Here is a 16,598-nt window from a genome sequence, read left to right on the forward strand (position 1 = left end):
GATTGAACATGGGCCCTGCTTCCCTGCCTATTCAACCGAGCGGCAACGTAGACTGAGAGCACAGACCGTCGCCTCAGGAACCTGCCCATGACCGCACCTTCCGATGCCGGGGATCGTCGTTCTCCGCGTCCAGAAGGCTCCGACGATTCCCGCCAGCCTGATGACACGAGCCTGCACTCGCGCCTGCAGGAGATGTCGTCACGTCTCGAAGCACTGGAAGCCGAGAACCATCTGCTGCGTACTCTGGTCGACACGCATCCCGACATCCTGTTCATCAAGGATGCCAAGGGGCTGTTCCGCTTCGCCAATCGCACCCTGACCGACTTCTACGGCACCACGCTCGAGGACATCATCGGGCGCGACGACAGCCATTACACCGGCAATACCGAGCAGAGCCACTTCTTCCGGCGCAGCGTTGAGCAGGTAATCAGCAGATTCGAGTGCGAGACGGTCTTCGAGGATGCCACCGACGGCACCACCGGCGAGGTCAACCACTTCCGCTCCATCAAGCAGCCCTTCCATGACATTCACGGTCAGCCGCTGGTCGCCGTTCTGGCGCATAACATCACCACCGAAGTCCGTGAGCATGAGCGCAAGACCCGCCAGATCGACCACATCTATGACACGTCTCTGGAAGGCTTCTGGGACTGGAACATCCTGACCAGTTCCGTGACGCACAATCGCCGCTGGTCACAGATTCTGGGCATCCCGGAGAGCGAGCTCAGCAACAGCCTGGAAGAATTCGCAAGCCTCCTGCACCCCGAGGACAAGCCCGAGGCGATGATCGCCATCCAGGACTGCCTGGCGGGCAAGACGGCCTATTATCATCGTCACCGCATGTTGACCCGCGGTGGCGACGTCGTCTGGGTGATCGACAAGGGCGATGTCATCGAGCGTGACAGCGAAGGCAATCCGCTGCGCATGATCGGTTCGATCACCGATATCACGCGTATCGTCGAATCAGAGGCCCTGCTGCACCAGCACAGTCGCTTCGACTCGCTGACCAAGCTGGCCAACCGCGCCACGCTGATCGACAGTCTGCAGCAGGCCATCATCATCACCGACGCCCGTGACACCCACGGCGCGCTCATCTTCATCGATCTGGACCACTTCAAGAAGATCAACGACCTGCTGGGGCATACCACCGGCGACCATCTGTTGATCGAGGTGGCCCATCGCCTGAGCTCCACGGTGCGTGACAGCGATCTGGTGGCGCGCTTCGGCGGGGACGAGTTCGTCATCCTGGTACAACCTCTGAGCCACGACCCGCAGGCTGCCTGTCGCGAACTGGATGAGCTGATGGAGCGCCTGCAGCAGGCGCTCAACCAGCCGTATTCGCTCTTGGGCCCACAGTCGCAGCCGCTGCAACATCACAGCTCGGCGAGCCTGGGCAGCATCATGTTCCGTGATCGCCATCTGAGTGCGGAGGAGCTTATCCGGCGCGCGGATATCGCGATGTATCGTGCCAAGGAGGGCGGGCGCAATCAGACCGTCCGCTTTGATCCCAGCATGCGCGTGGAGCTTGAGCGCGCCGTTCAGCTGGAAAATGACCTGCGCCGCGCCATCGAGAATGAAGAGCTTTACGTGGAACTGCAGCCGCAATTCGATCGGGGGCTCAAGCTGGTCGGTGCCGAGTGCCTGTTGCGCTGGCGACACGCCAAGCTCGGCAATATCTCGCCCTACGAGTTCATTCCGCTTGCCGAAAAGAGCCAGCTGATCGACAGCCTCGGCGATTGGGTACTGGCACAGGCCTGCAAGCTGCTGGAGGACTGGCAGAAAGGCACCGCCTTCGCCAGGCTCTATCTGTCGGTCAATGTCAGCGTCAAGCAGCTGGACTCCCCTCACTACGTCGGCAACGTCGCCAAGGCACTCAACCAGCACACGCTGGACCCGCAATATCTGCAGCTGGAGCTGACCGAAAACGTCTTCGCTACCGACATGCCCGCCACCGTGGCACGCATGCATGAACTGCGCTCGCTGGGCCTGCGCCTGTCACTGGATGATTTCGGCACCGGCTTCTCCTCCCTGACCTACATCAAGCACCTGCCCTTCGATGAGCTCAAGGTCGACCGCAGCTTCGTCAATGATCTCGAGAACGACGAGATGAATCGCCGCATGGTGAACTTCATGGTGCAGCTGGGGCGTGAGCTGGGCATGTGCGTGGTGGCGGAAGGCGTCGAGACCCCCAGGCAGCGCGAGCTGTTGCTGGAGATGGGCTGTGATGCCCTGCAGGGTTACCTGATGGACAAGCCCATGTCGATCGAGGCATTCACCGCCAGGTATCAGCTGGGATGACAGCGCATCCGCGTCTTTCATGGCACACTGGGGCCTCTTTTCTGTCTGGACGTCATGCGTTATGGAAGATTTCTTCAACTGGATCGGCACACAGCTCGGTGCCGCCATTCGTTTCATCGTCGAAGGCCTGGGTGGTTTCTTCGCCAACTTCGATGATGCCCTCTCGGGATTCTTCAATGGCTTGACCGGCGAACTGGGGCTTGGCACATCACTGTTCAGCCTGCTGGGCCTGGTATTGGGGCTCTATCTGCTCTTCAAGGGCATCACGTCGCTATTGAGAGGCTCCATCATCGGCGGACTATTGATGACCTTCATCGGCCTGACCTTCCTCGGTTGGATGATTACCTGACGCGCGCGATGCCCCTGAAAGCGATGCCCCTGAAAGCGATGACCCTGAAAGCGACGCCTTGAAAGCGATAACCGTGAAGGCGATGCCCTGACGGGACTTGCGCCAGGCTCGTGACATGAAAAAGCCCCTGGCATTCGGCAGGGGCTTTTTCATGTCAGCGGCAGTCATCACCATGCGCGCGATGACTGCCGTCTGTCTTCAAGGGTCAGCTCAGAGGATCAGGCCAGTGCCTTCTCCACGACTTCATACAGGTTGTTCGAGAGCTTCTCGCCACGGATACGCTCAAGCTCTGCCTTCATCAAGTCCTGACGCTTGGCATCAAAGCGCTTGTAACGCGTCAGCGGCGTGATGATGCGCGCCGCGATTTCCGGATTCAGACGATTGAGCTCGATGACCACATCCGCCAGCAGACGATAGCCTTCGCCGTCGAGACGGTGGAAGTTGACGCGGTTCTGGCCGGCGAAGGCGCCGATCAAGGCACGCACCTTGTTGGGATTGGTCAACGAGAAGGCCGGGTGCTCCATCAGGAAGCGCACGCGGTCCAGCACATCGGCCTGCGGACGCGTGACCTGGATCGAGAACCACTGGTCCATCACCAGCGGATCATGCGACCAGCGCTCGGCGAAGGACTTGAGCGCCGGGTCACCCAGGTCGGTGCGTGAGGAATGCACCAGCATCGTCAGCGCGGCACGCACGTCGGTCATGTTGTGGGCCGCCGCCAACTGGGCCTGGGCCAGACGCACGCCCTCCTCGTCCTCGATGCTCATCAGATAGCTGAGCGCGGCATTCTTGAGGCTGCGACGCGCCATCTGCTCGAAGGTCGGCGCGTAGTCGCCCTGCTGCGCGTTGGCGTGATAGAGCGCCACGAAATCGTCGCGCAGCGCACTGGCCAGCTGTGCCTTGGCGGTCTTGCGCGCCCAGTGGATGGCATCGACATCGACGACACTCTGCTGCTCGGCGATATAGGCCTCCGAGGGCAGCGTCAGCATCTCGGCCAGCACCGCACGATCGGAAGCTTCACTCTGGAGCAGGAAGCGATAGGCGGCCAGCAGGCGCTCATCCAGCTGGGCCTCCTGCTCGCCACGCTGCCAGGCCGCCATCAGGTCTTCAAGCGCTGCCATGGCCAGACGCTGACCGGCATCCCAGCGGTTGAAGCCATCGCTGTCGTGCTGCATCAGGAAGGCCAGCTGCTCACGGCTGTAGTCAAAGGCCAGCTTGACCGGCGCCGAGAAGCCGCGCAGCAGCGATGGCACCGGCTCGGCATCGCCAGCAAGGCCGGTGAAGACGAAGGTCTGCTCGGCCTCGGTCAGCTCCAGCACGGTTTCCGTGCCCAGCGCTTCGCCGTCGAGGGTCAGCGTCAGATCGCTGCCATCGGCCCCGACCAGCCCCATGCGCACCGGAATCACCAGCGGCAGCTTCTCCGCCTGCCCCGGTGAAGGCGGCGTGGACTGACGCAGCGTGAGAGAATAGGTACCTGCCTGGGCATCGAAGGTGCCACTGGCGGCGATGTTCGGTGTGCCCGCCTGGGAGTACCAGCGCATGAACTGGCTGAAGTCGCGACCGGAGGCTTCGCTCATCGCGCTGATGAAGTCCTCGATGGTGGCGGCGCTGCCATCGTTGCGCGCGAAGTAGAGGTCACTGCCACGGCGGAAGGCTTCTTCGCCGAGCAGGTTGGCGACCATGCGCACCACTTCGGAACCCTTCTCATAGATGGTCAGGGTATAGAAGTTGGAAATCTCGATGTAGGACGCCGGGCGCACCGGGTGCGCGGTGGGCCCGGCATCTTCGGCGAACTGCGCGGTACGCAACATGGCGACGTCTTCGATGCGCTTGACCGGCGCCGAGTTCATGTCGGCGGAGAAGGTCTGGTCGCGATAGACGGTGAAGCCTTCCTTCAGGGACAGCTGGAACCAGTCACGGCAGGTGACACGGTTGCCCGACCAGTTGTGGAAGTACTCATGCGCGACCACCCCTTCGACGCGCTGGAAGGCGGCGTCGGTGGTGGTGTCGGGGTTGGCCAGCACGCAGGCGCTGTTGAAGATGTTGAGGCCCTTGTTCTCCATCGCGCCCATGTTGAAGTCGTTGACCGCGACGATCATGAAGATGTCGAGGTCATATTCGCGACCGTAGACTTCCTCGTCCCACTTCATGGACGCCTTGAGGGAGTTCATGGCGTGCTGGGTCTTGTCGAGATTTTCCGGCTCGACCCAGATTTCCAGCGCGACGTCACGACCACTCATGGTGGTGAAGCTGTCGTCATGCTTGACCAGGTCTCCCGCTACCAGCGCGAACAGATAGCACGGCTTGGGATGCGGGTCCTGCCAGGTGACGAAGTGACGGCCGCCTTCGTGCTCGCCACGCTCGATGGGGTTGCCGTTGGAGAGCAGAATCGGGTAGCTGTCCTTGTCGGCGATGATGGTGGTGGTGAACACCGACATCACGTCCGGACGGTCCGGGTAGTAGGTGATGCGGCGGAAGCCTTCGGCCTCGCACTGGGTGCAGAACATGCCCGAGGATACGTATAGGCCTTCCAGCGCGGTATTCGCGGCCGGGTCGATCACCACTACCGTCTCGAGCTCACAGTTGGCCGGCAGACCGGCCAGCGTCAGGTGAGTCTCGTCGAGCTTGTATTCATCACTGGCGAGCGCTCGCCCATCGACACGCACGGACTCCAGCGTCAGATGCTCGCCATTGAGCACCAGCGGGGGCGTGGCATCACTGCCCACGGCGGCATCGGGATTGGCCTCCAGGGTCAGTACGGTCGTGACACGGGTCGCGGACGGTGCCAGATCAAACGTCAGGCGGGTGTCCAGCACACGCCAGGCGGGTGCCTGATAATCGGCAAGATGAATCGCTGCAGGTTGTGACATCAAAGACTCCGCAATCAGCGCCGCGGGAGAGGACTCCTCACGGCAGGAAGACAGCGGACAGCGAGGGAGAAGACACCTCACCTGCCCGCGATGAAGCGCTCATTCGCGCGGAAGGGATTCGCCACTGACGGCAAGGTTCGCCCCCTCGCCCTTGGGCTCCGGGCGCGTTGCCAGCCACAGTGCCAGCAGCGACAGGAAGATCAGCAGCGAGACCTTGACGGCCAGCACTGACACGGTGAACAGGATGATCAGCATCGAGACGGCCAGCATGCTGACCGCCATGATGCGCGCGCGCAGCGGAATGGCGCGTTCGCGCTCCCACGCCACCAGTGTCGGCCCGATCTGGGGATGTTCACGGATATAGCGCGCAAAGCGCGGCGAACCTCGGCTGGCACAGGCCAACGCCAGCAGCATGAAGACGGTGGTGGGCAGCAGCGGCAGAAACATGCCAGCGAAGCCGATGCCGAAGAACAACCAGGCCAGGCCAAGCCAGCAGATACGCTTCATGCGCCGAAAGATCATCATGTCGGTTCCTCACCACCTGCGGTCACACACCGTGTGCTTCCTGCTATCAGTCAAACGCCAAGTCGTTCATGGGAAAAGTACTTTCTGACTATCCGCCTGATAGCAACTGCGTGCATGGTAACGGGCTTGCCGATATCGCGAAAGGCCACGCCCCCCGCCATGGGGGCCGTGGGCCGCTGTCTGCGGCCGGATTCGACGCCGCAATCTGTCGAGCCAGATGTGGTTTAGCTGCGCTCAGCCGAGCTGCGATCAGCCGGGCTGCGCTCAGCCGCGCTGCGCCAACTGCCAGAGACGCATGATGGCCTCGCAGCGGTCAGCCAGCAGCTCCGAGGTGCGCGCCAGCGCCTGCTCAAGCGGCATGGCACTGTCACACAGCGTGAAGACGGCACTGACCCCCTCATCATGGGCGGCTTGCCAGCCCTCGGCCAGTCGTCCGGCCAACACGATGGCAGGCACCCCGGCGGCACGCGCGGCACGCGCCGCGCCGATGGGGGTCTTGCCCCCCAGGCTCTGGCCATCCAGTCCGCCTTCCCCGGTGATCAGCAGATCACAGCCCGCCAGGCGCTCGCTCACGTTGAGGCGCTCCATCACTAGCTCGATACCCGGGCGCAGCTCACCGTTCAACCAGGCCGCCACCGCGTAGCCCATGCCGCCTGCGGCCCCTGCACCGGCCAGTTGCTGCTGGTCTGCGCCCAGCACTTCAGCGCTCAGGCGCGCAAAGTGGGCCAGTGCCGCATCCAGCTCCTCGACCACCGCGGCATCGGCGCCCTTCTGCGGCCCGAACACGGCCGTCGCGCCACGCGGGCCACACAGGGGGTTGTCGACATCGACCGCGGCAGACACCTTGAGATCGGCCAGGCGTGGGTCCAGCGCACTGACGTCCAGACTCGCCAGACGCGCGAGGGCCGCGCCTCCCGCGGGCAGCTCTTCCCCATCAGCGTCGAGCAGGCGCAGCCCGAGCGCACGCAACATGCCGCTGCCGCCATCGTTGGTGGCACTGCCGCCCAGCGTGACGATCAGCCGCTCGGCACCGGCGTCCAGCGCCGCCAGTATCAGCTCGCCCACGCCATGCGTGTCGGCGATACGCGCGTCGCGCTCTTCAGGGCTGACCAGATGCAGACCACTGGCTTCGGCCAGCTCGACGATGGCGGTGCGGCTACCCGGCTGCCAGCCCCACTGGGCGGTGACCTCACGCCCAAGCGGATCTCGCACCTGAGCGCTGCGCGCCTCGATGGGGTCTGCTTCACTGGCCGCCGCCAACAACGCCGCCAGCGTGCCCTCACCGCCATCCCCCAACGGGCAGAGATCGATCTGTGCCTCGGGCAGTACCCTGCGAACACCACGCGCCATGGCCTCGGCGGCATCACTGGCTGCCAGCGCTTCCTTGAAGCTGTCAGGGGCAATCAACAGACGCGGCGCACCGGCAGAAGCTGAGGGACCAGAAGAAGCGGAGGAGGCAGCGGAAGCAGAGACAGTCATGCAGACATTCCTTGTCGAAGTGAAGGAGCGAATGGGGCGACTCAGTGCAAGATACCCCAATGATACGCTGTCATTGGTGCCATGCGGCACGCTGAAACGCAAACTGCCACCCGTCGGTCTCCCGAGGGTGGCAGTGCAGGCTGACAGCGACGCTTACTTGACCAGACGCGTCTCGGTGGGCGCCAGCGTGACCTTGCCTTCGCGCTTCAGGTGACCGATGGCGCGCTTGAAGTTGGCCTTGCTGGCACCGAAGGCTTCACTGATGGCTTCCGGCTCGCTCTTGTCGCCCAGCGGCAGCACGCCCTGGCTGGCTTCCAGCGCGGCCAGAATGCGGTCCGCCAGCTGCTGATGGCCAGCCGGCCCCGGCGCCTGCGGCGTCAGATCGACATTGCCGTTGCCGTCATTCTTCAACACCCACAGACGCAGACGATTGCCGATGCGCAGACGCGTGAAGATTCGGTCGTGGTGCACCAGGCCCCAATGGGCGTTGTCGATGATGATCTTCATGCCCAGGTCGGTGCGTGCAGCGACCAGCCCGGAGACTTCCTGACCCACCGCGTAGGTGGCCGGGGTCTTGTCGAGCCAGCGATCCAGACGCATCGAGGCGACCATGCGGTCACTGTGCTTGTCGAGACCGACGTGCACCATGGCGAACTGGCCAGCCTTGAGCTCACGCTTGCGCTCGCCGTAGGGCAGCAGCAGATCCTTGCCCAGGCCATTGTCGAGGAAGGTGCCGATGTCATTGACCTCGACCACCTTGAGCGCGGCGAATTCGCCGACCATGGCACGCGGATAGCGCGTGGTGGCCAGCAGGCGGTCTTCATCATCCAGGCTGACGAAGACTTCGACTTCATCACCGATGTCGGCCCCCGCCGGAATGAAGGGCGTCGGCAGCAGGATTTCCCCGCGATCCCCACCATCGAGGAAGACGCCGAAGCCGACCCGCTTGGTGATCGTCAGGGTGTTGCGCTGGCCGATAGCGAGCGGAGCAGACATATAACCTCTCTTTGCGCGCTGTCGGGTGCCGAAGCGGCCCGCATGGCGCAGATATCACGTACGAATAAGGTGAAACGCTTTGAAAGCGACGCGTCCGGTCGTCTCGAGTGAAGCACCGGGCTGGACAAGCGTAGCGCCAGCGACGAGACATGACGCTTTCAAAGCGGATCAGGGAGTCAGTAGATCCAACGAGACCGCCAATCAGCGAGTCAAACGAATACAGCACCGCACGCCGATAGCGAACGGTGCTGAGAATGGCGATCGCCAGACACTTGCGCGCCGGATCAGTCGCGGAAGTTGTTGAACTGCAACGGCAGCTCGAGACTCTCATCGCCCTTGAGCAATGCCATGGCGCCCTGCAGGTCGTCACGCTTCTTGCCGGTGACGCGGACCTTCTCGCCCTGGATCTGCGCCTGGACCTTGAGCTTGGCATCCTTGAGCGCCTTGACGATCTTCTTGGCGGTCGGCTGGTCCAGACCCTGGCGCAGCACCAGCTGCTGACGGGCACGCACACCAGCGGTGTCGGCGTCCTTCTCTTCCAGGCAGCGCACGTCGATGCCGCGCGCGATCAGACGACCCTTGAGCAGTTCGATCATCTGACGCAGCTGGAAGTCCGCATCGGCTTCCAGATTGACGTTCTCTTCCTTCTCGAGTTCGAAGCTGGCAGTCACGCCCTTGAAATCGAAGCGCGTCGCGAGTTCGCGATTGGCCTGATCGACGGCATTCTGCACTTCGTGCTTGTCGAGTTCGGAGACAATATCGAATGACGGCATGGGAGCGATTCCTTTGAAGCCATGAAGAATAAACAGCGCATCCTAGCCCATGGGGGCCACGCGCGCCATGCCTCTGGCTCAGGCGGCACCGGCATTCACCGTTGTGGGCATGCTGGTGTGCGCTTCACTGGCACCTCCTGCCGCGAGTTCCTCAGCCACCGGTGCCGGCGAATCCAGCGTCAATACCTTGCGCATCTTCCAGGCGGCCGCCCCGTCGGCATAGTAATCGCGCAGGCGACCACACTTCTCGAAGCCGTGACGCTCGTAGAGCGCGATCGCCGCGCCATTGCCGGTATGCACCTCAAGATCGAACTGGGTACAGCCCTGCGCGATGGCCAGCTGCTCAAGCGCTGTCAGCAGGCGCTGGGCAAGGCCGCGGCCACGCGAGTCCGGGTGCAGACAGAAGGAATAGAGTCGCGCGCGGCGTGAATTGCGGCGAAACAGCACGGTGCCGTAGCCGAGCACGCTGCGAAGCGGCGTGGCGTCATCATGCTCGACGCTACCGGCCGGCCACAGCGCGGCCATGACATCGTCCACCGCCGGTGCGGACGGAATGACATCATCAGGCTGGATGATCACCAGGGTACGGGCATGGGCACGCAGAATCAGATGGGACAGCTGACGACGACTGAACCAGTCGCTATCGAAACTGACTTCTTCGAGCTCTACCAGAGCGTCGAGATCGGCCCGGATGGCCGGGCGCAGAATGGGGGTCATGGTGCAGGCTCTCCCGCCTGTCAGCGCCCTGACGCTGCTTGAGATTCAGCGTGTCACGGGGCGGTAGCAATGCGCTGCATTCTGGGCATGCAGGCGCGTCTTGTCTTGGTCTCTTTGCATGAAATTATTTCACTTTCTAGCCTATTGCGATGACGGGGATTGTTTCTCATCATGCGCGCATTCGGCACCGCTTCGGTGCCCGCCTTGCGAGGCTTCGCAATGTCCCGCCTGCGTATCGTGGTTGACCGTGTTTGTGACTGGCGCGCCTTCTATCCCAGTGATGATGTCATCAGCGCCCACGACTTTCTTTCCGAGCTGTCCAGTGATGTACCCGTATCGGGTACCGAGGATGCCCCGCAGCCTGCCACTCATGTCATCAATCTGTGCGGTGGCCTGGATTATCTGGGCATCGGCTATTACGTCTCGCTGCTGGCCCAGGCGCGTGGTCAGAAGGCGTTGCCGTCGGTGGAGACCCTCAATCAGCTGTCACGCAAGTCGCTGATCGACCTGGAGCTGGGCGGCATCCGCGTGCTGCTCGAGGAGCTGACGCGCAAGGGTTCTCTGCCCGCCCCGCAAGGCGTGGCGCACGGGGCTGGCAAGCCGCCGCGACTCGACCTGCTGCTGACCTTCGGCGAGAGCGCAGACCCGGCGCTTGCGCGTCTCGCACGCAAGCTGTTCGAGCGCCTGCCCTGCCCGCTGCTGGAGGTGCGTCTCGAAGGCCGTGGCGATCATTGGGTGCTCAAGCGAGTGCGCCCCCAGTCCTTGAGTCATCTGGCGGAGGCGGATGAAGACCGCTTCGCCCAGGCGCTCAATCGCCATTCCCGCAAGGTGTGGCGCACGCCCAAGGCACGCCGCCATTACCGCTTCGATCTCGCCATGCTGGTCGATCCCGACGAGGCGCTGCCGCCGTCCAACCGCACCGCGCTCAAGCACTTCATCCGCGAGGGGCGCCGACTGGGAATCGATGTCAGCCTGATCACCAAACGCGACGAGGGCCGTCTGGCCGAGTTCGATGGCCTGTTCATCCGCGAGACGACGAGTCTTGACCACCACACCTATCGCATGGCCAAGCGTGCCGAGCACGAAGGCCTGGTGGTGATCGATGACAGCCAGTCGATTTTGCGCTGTACCAACAAGGTCTTCCTGCATGAGCTTCTCAAGGCACGTGGCCTGAGTGCCCCGCAGGGCCGCCTGATCCACCGGGGCGAACTGCGCCAGCTGGCCGAGCGCGGTCAGCACATGCGCTACCCGCTGGTGATGAAGGTGCCGGATGGCGCCTTCTCCCGCGGCATCGTCAAGATCGATGGCCCGGAGACGCTGGTGCGCGAAGCCGAGCGGCTGTTCCATGACTCCGCCCTGCTGCTGTTGCAGGAGTGGCTACCGACCGAGTTCGACTGGCGCATCGGCGTGCTGGACGGCAAGGTGCTGTTCGCCAGCCGTTACTACATGGCGCGCGGTCATTGGCAGATCTACGACCACAGCGGCGCGCGTACCCGCTCTGGCGGCTTTGCCACGGTCGACCCGAGTGATGTGCCGCCCGCCGTACTCAAGGCGGCCCTGAAGGCAACACGTCTGATCGGCGACGGCCTCTATGGCGTCGATCTCAAGCAGCTGGAGGACCGCGTGGTGGTCATCGAGGTCAACGACAACCCGAATCTGGATGCCGGCGTCGAGGATGTGGTGCTGGGACGCGAGCTCTACCGGCAGGTGATGCAGGTGTTTCTGGCACGCATGCAGGCGCGCCGCCAGCCTGTACTGGGCTGACACGCCCCGAGTCTGCATGCCTGTAGCAAGACGCAAGAGGCACTGAAACGACAGAAATGACAGCGCCCACCCTCCGTGAAGGAGCGTGGGCGCTGTCGTGTGTGCTGTGCTGAGCTCTGTGCTGGAGACTCAACGGTGGCTCATGGCTCGCCGAGCTGAGCCTCGATCTCATAGCCGGTGAACTTGCGCAGATTGATCACGCCGCTATCAAGAATCAGATACTGGCCCTTGAGCCCCTCGAGCACGCCCTCGACCACCGGCGTCTTGTCGAAGTTGAACGAGGTGACCTTGGTCGGCGCGGTGCGCACCGGAAACTCGAAGGCCAGCGCCGTGGTATCGAGCACCCGGATGGCACCTTCACCACAATGCGCCTGAAGTGCCGCCAGGCCTTCCGACATCTGGGCAAGCAGCGCATCCCGCTCGGCTTCCAGGTCCAGCTCGGCCACATCGCCCTTGAGCATCGCGCGCCAGTTGGTGCGGTCGTTCAGCGCCTGCTTGAACAGCACCTCGACCAGCCCCGACTGCAGGCGATTGGACACCTCGACGATGGGCAGCGCCTGGATGGCACCCTGATCGAACCAGCGCGTCGGCATCTGGGTCTTGCGCGTGATGCCGACCTTGAGGCCGGAGGAATTGGCCAGATAGACGATGTGTGGCTGGAAGCAATGCTCCTCGCCCCACTGCGGGTCACGGCAGGTGCCTTCGGCATAGTGGCAGGTCTCCGGCTTCATGATGCAGCCATCGCACTGCGGCAGCTTGCGAAAGCACGGATAGCAATGCCCCTGGGCGAAGCTCTTCTTGGTCTTGCGACCGCAATGGCTGCAGTGGATCTGCCCTGTGAAGCTCAGACGCACCTTGTGACCGATATAGGCATTCAGCGGCTGGGTGATCTCGCCCAGGCGCAGGCCATAATCAGCCGCCAGCGGCTCATGCGAGACTGGCTGCACTTCCGCCGAGGTATCGATCGCCAGCGCCTCACCGGCGGGCACGATGGACATCTTGTGGAGGTTGCCACGCAGCGTGGTGGGCGCCGCATCCCGGACACTGGCTTCCTGAGCCGTGCCAGAGGCCTCATCAGCTCTCAGGGCATCATCCAGCGTCAGTTGACCCACTTGATCTGCTCCGGCTCATCGCTTGCGGCGCTGTCGTCATCACGCGGCCCACAGGTGCCGTTGTCGATGAAGCCGACACGCGACTCGGCAGGCACGTTGTTGTGCGCTTCGTACTTGATGACGGCTTCCATGCACAGCTCGACCTGCTCCTGGGTCAGCACGCGGCCATCCGGCCATTTGCGCAGCTGCATGGACTGCTTGAGGCTTTCGTAGATGGTCGGCGTCATCTGCTCGACCATGCCGTCAAAGGACATGTTGCTCATCACATACTCTCCTGATACGGGTCCACGACTGCCGAAGGCAGGCCATCGGAGTCACTGGGGATGGCCGCCATTCTAACATTGTCGTTTCCCGCCGTGTCGTTTCGCGCAGTGTCATTTCCAGAGGTGGCATCCCCGGGGCCGAATCACCAACGCTCAGGCCGCGCTACGCCTGGGGAGCAGCCAGCCCAGCAGCAGGCCGGTCAGCAGGCCGCCAAGATGGGCCTCGTTGGCGATGGCGCCCAGGCCGATGGCACTCGAGAGCGGCGTCATGCACAGCACCAGATAGATCAGCATGAAGATCATCAGCGAACGCTGCATTTCGTAGCCCAGCGCCGGGCGTCGGCGTGCAGCGATGAAGACATAGCCGATCACGGCGAAGTCGATCCCCGACAGCCCACCGAACAGCACGCTGCCGGTGGCGTATTGCGCCAGATTGGCCGCCACGCCGCTCAGCACCACGACCAGCGCGAAGCGCCAACCGCCATCGATGGCCTCGATCTGACGCCCGAACACCCACAGCCACAGCAGGTTGAACACCAGGTGCAGCACCCCGAAGTGCATCAATGACGGCGACCACAGCCGCCACCACTCCCCCGCCAGCGTCACGGACAGCGGCTCGGGCGCGATGTGCTGACTGCCGACAAGCTCGAAGGGCACGATGGCCAGCCACTCGAACACCGCCGCCTGGCCCAGCGCATACTGGAATAGCACCGTGACGCAGCAGGCCAAGCCGACCAGCCAGGTCAGCGGCGTCTGGCGCATCAGGGCGATGAGGGACTGAGAACTTCCAGTGCCACGTGTCGCGGCGCCTGCGGAGGCGTCCCGCAACGGTTCACCGCGTGACTGGCGCTCGAGCATCGCGATGACGCGCGGCAGCTGCTCGGGGTCGGCCAGCCACAGCACCTGGCCGACCTCGTGGCTCTCGGCATCGTCGCCTGATGTCGCCTCTGTCGGGCGAGCCTGGCTCAGGGTGATCTGGTGACCGATCTTCTCGGCCCACAGGGCTTCGCGCAGGGGGCGGCTGTCGAAGGATTCGGGCAGCGTCAGAACCTTGAACATGCTATGCCTCTGAAGATGACACGCGACTGATCGAACTCAGTACACGTTGATAAACAAGGAGAAGTCAGACCGGCCTGTGAAAATCTACCACAGCACCGCAGGCATCTGGACTTTGTGACAGACATAAAAAAAGCCCGGTGGGGGGCACCGGACTGAGCAAGGATCATTCAAGGGAACACTTACTCAGAGTGCGCAATCGGGCTTTGGTTCACTGATACGTGATTGTAAAAAACAATCGCCACTCCACGCCAGCATCACTGACGCTATTGATCAGTGCCAATGGCCAGGGCTATTGACCAGTACTGATCGCCAGCACTATTGACTGGTGCCATTGGCCAATGACGGATTCGACAGGGTGTCGCGGGACAGCTCTTCCGGCACGGGGCGTCGGGAGGGCTCACGCGGTACCGGTACCCAGACGAAGTTGGCGGCATCCAGCGTGGCTTCGCCACTGAAGCGATATGCCACCAGGCGCCCGAACTTGACCGCGCTGTAATCCAGACAGGCGATGTTGGGGGCCGGCAGCGCCGGCAAGCCCTCGCACCAGTAGTGCCCGAGGAACAGGGGCGGCTGCTCTGGCCCGTAGTAAGGCAGATTGGCCAGCTCCTGCTCGCTCAACCAGCGCGATTCCAGCTCACCGGGCAGGTTGTCAGGTTGGAAGACGACATCACCGTAGGTGCGGGGCTCACGTGCCCAGAAGTGGGTGCGGAAGCTTCGGCGCGTGAAACCATCGCCGGAATGGATCTCGACTCCTTGCGGCAAGCGCAGATTCGCGCCCCGCGTCATGCGGTCCAGCACGCGATAGGCGAAGCTGTCGTGTTCGATGGACTCATGCAGGAAGTCTTCATCGATACAGCCATCGGGATAGCGCTCCAGGAAGGTACGCACCAGCGGCTCATCCCAGCAGGCGTGCACCACGCGCAGCCCGCTCTGGCCGGGGGCCAGCGGCGGCAGTTCCAGACACAGCGGCATGCGCATGAACCAGCGCAGCGCCTCGTCCCACTCATCGGGATGATGCTGATATTGATCAAGCGTCTCGCGGATGATGCGATTGTGACGTGAGGTGTGCGAGCGCAGGAAATCACGATGCTCGCCGCCTGCACGCGGGCGTGCGCGCCGACAATACGCCAAGGCGTTGTATTCGTGATTGCCCATCACGATCAGCGCTTCACCGGCATTGACCATGCTGCTGGCCAGCTGCACCGCCAGGCGGATACGCGGACCACGATCGATGATATCGCCGAGAAAGATGACCTTGCGGGTCGGGTGGCGATAGACGCCATCGACGATGTGATAGCCGAGCGTCTCCAGCAACGTCGCCAGAGTGGCGCCGCAGCCGTGTACATCGCCGATAAGGTCATAGCCATCCTGTGGCGCCACGAATGCTTGCATGCTGTCAGCCTTGAGGTCACTCGCCGAGGCGATTGCTCCAACCGAGCTTGGTGCGACAGATCTCGAAATAGTTGTGCTCCAGCGGATGAATCAGCGTCAGGCGCTCACTCTTGCGCCGAATCTTGAGCACATCCCCGGGCTTGGCCACCACCTGGGTCTGGCCATCGCAGCTGATATGCGGATAGGTCGAGTTGCTGGCACTGATATGCAGAATGATCTCGCTGGCCGCATCGATCACGATCGGGCGACTGGAAAGGGTATGCGGGAACATCGGCACCAGGGTGATCGCCTCGAGGCGCGGGTGCACGATGGGGCCGCCACCGGACAGCGCGTAGGCGGTCGAGCCGGTCGGCGTGGCGACGATCAAGCCATCCGAGCGTTGGGAGTAGACGAACTGACCATCGATGAACAGCTCGAATTCGATCATGCGCGCCGCCTTGCCCGGGTGCAGCACCACGTCATTGAGGCCATCGGCCGCTCCGATGCGCTCGCCTTCGCGGTAAACCTCGGCCTCGAGCAGGAAGCGTTGCTCGCTGAGATAGTCGCCGCCCAGCACCTCGGCCACCTTCTCCTCGAGCTCATCGGGGCGAATGTCGGTCAGAAAGCCGAGTCGCCCACGATTGACGCCGAGTACTGGCGTACCGCTGCGGCACAGCGCGCGCGCGGCGCCCAGCAGGCTGCCATCGCCGCCGACCACGATCACCAGATCACACTGCTCGCCCATCTGGCGGCGGCTGGCCACCTGCAGACCGTGGTCCAGCAGCAGCGTAGCAGTACGCTCCTCGATCACCATGGCCAGGCCACGGGAATCCAGAAAGCGAATCAAGCGCTTGAGCGTATCCACCACCTGAGCACTGCCCAGTCGGCCAATCACGCCGATCGTATTGAATTGCTGCTTCATCACGCCTCCCAGGCTGTCATGCCGGCCATTATGCGGACTCACCGCGCGAGCAGCAATGCAGCCGCGCCGCGCTTTCCCCATCGGATGTGGAGCGACTGGCTGG

14 protein-coding genes are annotated in these 16,598 nt (G+C 63.1%); 3 read left to right on the forward strand and 11 right to left on the reverse strand.

Annotation, left to right across the window (positions count from 1 at the left end; genetic code table 11):
* Positions 1–87 precede the first annotated feature (87 nt).
* Both F8A90_RS11865 and F8A90_RS11870 read left to right on the forward strand, forming a co-directional pair.
* The gene (locus tag F8A90_RS11865) at positions 88–2,295 is read left to right on the forward strand and encodes an EAL domain-containing protein (protein ID WP_200017294.1); all 2,208 of its coding nucleotides are present in this window, start codon (positions 88–90) and stop codon (positions 2,293–2,295) included.
* A gap of 61 nt (positions 2,296–2,356) precedes the next feature.
* The gene (locus tag F8A90_RS11870; protein WP_166018539.1) at positions 2,357–2,644 is read left to right on the forward strand and encodes a hypothetical protein; all 288 of its coding nucleotides are present in this window, start codon (positions 2,357–2,359) and stop codon (positions 2,642–2,644) included.
* Positions 2,645–2,862: 218 nt separating this feature from the next.
* Here the strand turns inward: F8A90_RS11870 and pepN are convergent, their stop codons facing one another.
* The 6 genes from pepN to F8A90_RS11900 all read right to left on the reverse strand — a co-directional run bounded on the left by pepN (position 2,863) and on the right by F8A90_RS11900 (position 10,004).
* Entirely contained in the window at positions 2,863–5,514 is a 2,652-nt protein-coding gene (pepN, locus tag F8A90_RS11875) for an aminopeptidase N (RefSeq protein WP_166018541.1), read from the reverse strand.
* Between the two features lie 99 nt (positions 5,515–5,613).
* Entirely contained in the window at positions 5,614–6,039 is a 426-nt protein-coding gene (locus F8A90_RS11880) for a YbaN family protein (RefSeq protein WP_233593307.1), read from the reverse strand.
* Between the two features lie 264 nt (positions 6,040–6,303).
* Positions 6,304–7,518 carry a glycerate kinase gene (locus tag F8A90_RS11885; RefSeq protein ID WP_200017295.1) on the reverse strand — a complete coding sequence of 405 codons (1,215 nt, stop codon included), beginning with the start codon at positions 7,516–7,518 and terminating at the stop codon, positions 6,304–6,306.
* A gap of 153 nt (positions 7,519–7,671) precedes the next feature.
* Entirely contained in the window at positions 7,672–8,514 is an 843-nt protein-coding gene (locus F8A90_RS11890; RefSeq protein ID WP_175089419.1) for a CvfB family protein, read from the reverse strand.
* Between the two features lie 284 nt (positions 8,515–8,798).
* Positions 8,799–9,287 (reverse strand): YajQ family cyclic di-GMP-binding protein, encoded by a 489-nt coding sequence (locus F8A90_RS11895; protein WP_054556286.1) that lies wholly within the window; start codon positions 9,285–9,287, stop codon positions 8,799–8,801.
* A 78-nt stretch (positions 9,288–9,365) separates the two neighbouring features.
* Positions 9,366–10,004, reverse strand: a complete 639-nt coding sequence (locus F8A90_RS11900; protein ID WP_233593308.1) for a GNAT family N-acetyltransferase — start codon at positions 10,002–10,004, stop codon at positions 9,366–9,368.
* A 219-nt stretch (positions 10,005–10,223) separates the two neighbouring features.
* Between F8A90_RS11900 and F8A90_RS11905 the strand changes: the two genes are divergently transcribed.
* On the forward strand, positions 10,224–11,768 hold the full coding sequence (locus F8A90_RS11905) for a RimK family protein (RefSeq protein WP_200017296.1): 1,545 nt from the start codon (positions 10,224–10,226) through the stop codon (positions 11,766–11,768).
* 140 nt (positions 11,769–11,908) lie between these two features.
* Here the strand turns inward: F8A90_RS11905 and F8A90_RS11910 are convergent, their stop codons facing one another.
* The 5 genes from F8A90_RS11910 to F8A90_RS11930 form a co-directional block, all read right to left on the reverse strand.
* The gene (locus F8A90_RS11910; protein WP_233593309.1) at positions 11,909–12,880 is read right to left on the reverse strand and encodes a DUF2797 domain-containing protein; all 972 of its coding nucleotides are present in this window, start codon (positions 12,878–12,880) and stop codon (positions 11,909–11,911) included.
* Positions 12,868–13,143, reverse strand: a complete 276-nt coding sequence (locus F8A90_RS11915; RefSeq protein WP_043334093.1) for a YeaC family protein — start codon at positions 13,141–13,143, stop codon at positions 12,868–12,870. Before F8A90_RS11915 ends, F8A90_RS11910 begins: the two co-directional genes overlap by 13 nt.
* A 153-nt stretch (positions 13,144–13,296) precedes the next feature.
* Complete coding sequence (locus tag F8A90_RS11920) at positions 13,297–14,202, reverse strand: rhomboid family intramembrane serine protease (protein WP_166018553.1); 906 nt, start codon at positions 14,200–14,202, stop codon at positions 13,297–13,299.
* A gap of 315 nt (positions 14,203–14,517) precedes the next feature.
* Positions 14,518–15,594, reverse strand: coding sequence for a metallophosphoesterase (locus F8A90_RS11925; protein ID WP_200017297.1), 1,077 nt, complete (start codon positions 15,592–15,594; stop codon positions 14,518–14,520).
* Between the two features lie 16 nt (positions 15,595–15,610).
* Positions 15,611–16,495 carry an NAD(+) kinase gene (locus tag F8A90_RS11930; RefSeq protein WP_043334090.1) on the reverse strand — a complete coding sequence of 295 codons (885 nt, stop codon included), beginning with the start codon at positions 16,493–16,495 and terminating at the stop codon, positions 15,611–15,613.
* Positions 16,496–16,598: the final 103 nt, after the last annotated feature.

This window comes from Cobetia sp. cqz5-12, assembly GCF_016495405.1.
Classification (GTDB): Bacteria; Pseudomonadota; Gammaproteobacteria; order Pseudomonadales; family Halomonadaceae; genus Cobetia.

Coding starts and splice junctions, on each gene's coding strand:
- F8A90_RS11900 (WP_233593308.1), bottom strand. CDS start 10,004: ATGACCCCCATTCTGCGCCCGGCCATCCGGGCCGATCTCGACGCTCTG.
- F8A90_RS11915 (WP_043334093.1), bottom strand. CDS start 13,143: ATGAGCAACATGTCCTTTGACGGCATGGTCGAGCAGATGACGCCGACC.
- F8A90_RS11890 (WP_175089419.1), bottom strand. CDS start 8,514: ATGTCTGCTCCGCTCGCTATCGGCCAGCGCAACACCCTGACGATCACC.
- F8A90_RS11920 (WP_166018553.1), bottom strand. CDS start 14,202: ATGTTCAAGGTTCTGACGCTGCCCGAATCCTTCGACAGCCGCCCCCTG.
- F8A90_RS11870 (WP_166018539.1), top strand. CDS start 2,357: ATGGAAGATTTCTTCAACTGGATCGGCACACAGCTCGGTGCCGCCATT.
- F8A90_RS11895 (WP_054556286.1), bottom strand. CDS start 9,287: ATGCCGTCATTCGATATTGTCTCCGAACTCGACAAGCACGAAGTGCAG.
- F8A90_RS11905 (WP_200017296.1), top strand. CDS start 10,224: ATGTCCCGCCTGCGTATCGTGGTTGACCGTGTTTGTGACTGGCGCGCC.
- F8A90_RS11930 (WP_043334090.1), bottom strand. CDS start 16,495: ATGAAGCAGCAATTCAATACGATCGGCGTGATTGGCCGACTGGGCAGT.
- F8A90_RS11865 (WP_200017294.1), top strand. CDS start 88: ATGACCGCACCTTCCGATGCCGGGGATCGTCGTTCTCCGCGTCCAGAA.
- pepN (WP_166018541.1), bottom strand. CDS start 5,514: ATGTCACAACCTGCAGCGATTCATCTTGCCGATTATCAGGCACCCGCC.
- F8A90_RS11885 (WP_200017295.1), bottom strand. CDS start 7,518: ATGACTGTCTCTGCTTCCGCTGCCTCCTCCGCTTCTTCTGGTCCCTCA.
- F8A90_RS11925 (WP_200017297.1), bottom strand. CDS start 15,594: ATGCAAGCATTCGTGGCGCCACAGGATGGCTATGACCTTATCGGCGAT.
- F8A90_RS11880 (WP_233593307.1), bottom strand. CDS start 6,039: ATGATGATCTTTCGGCGCATGAAGCGTATCTGCTGGCTTGGCCTGGCC.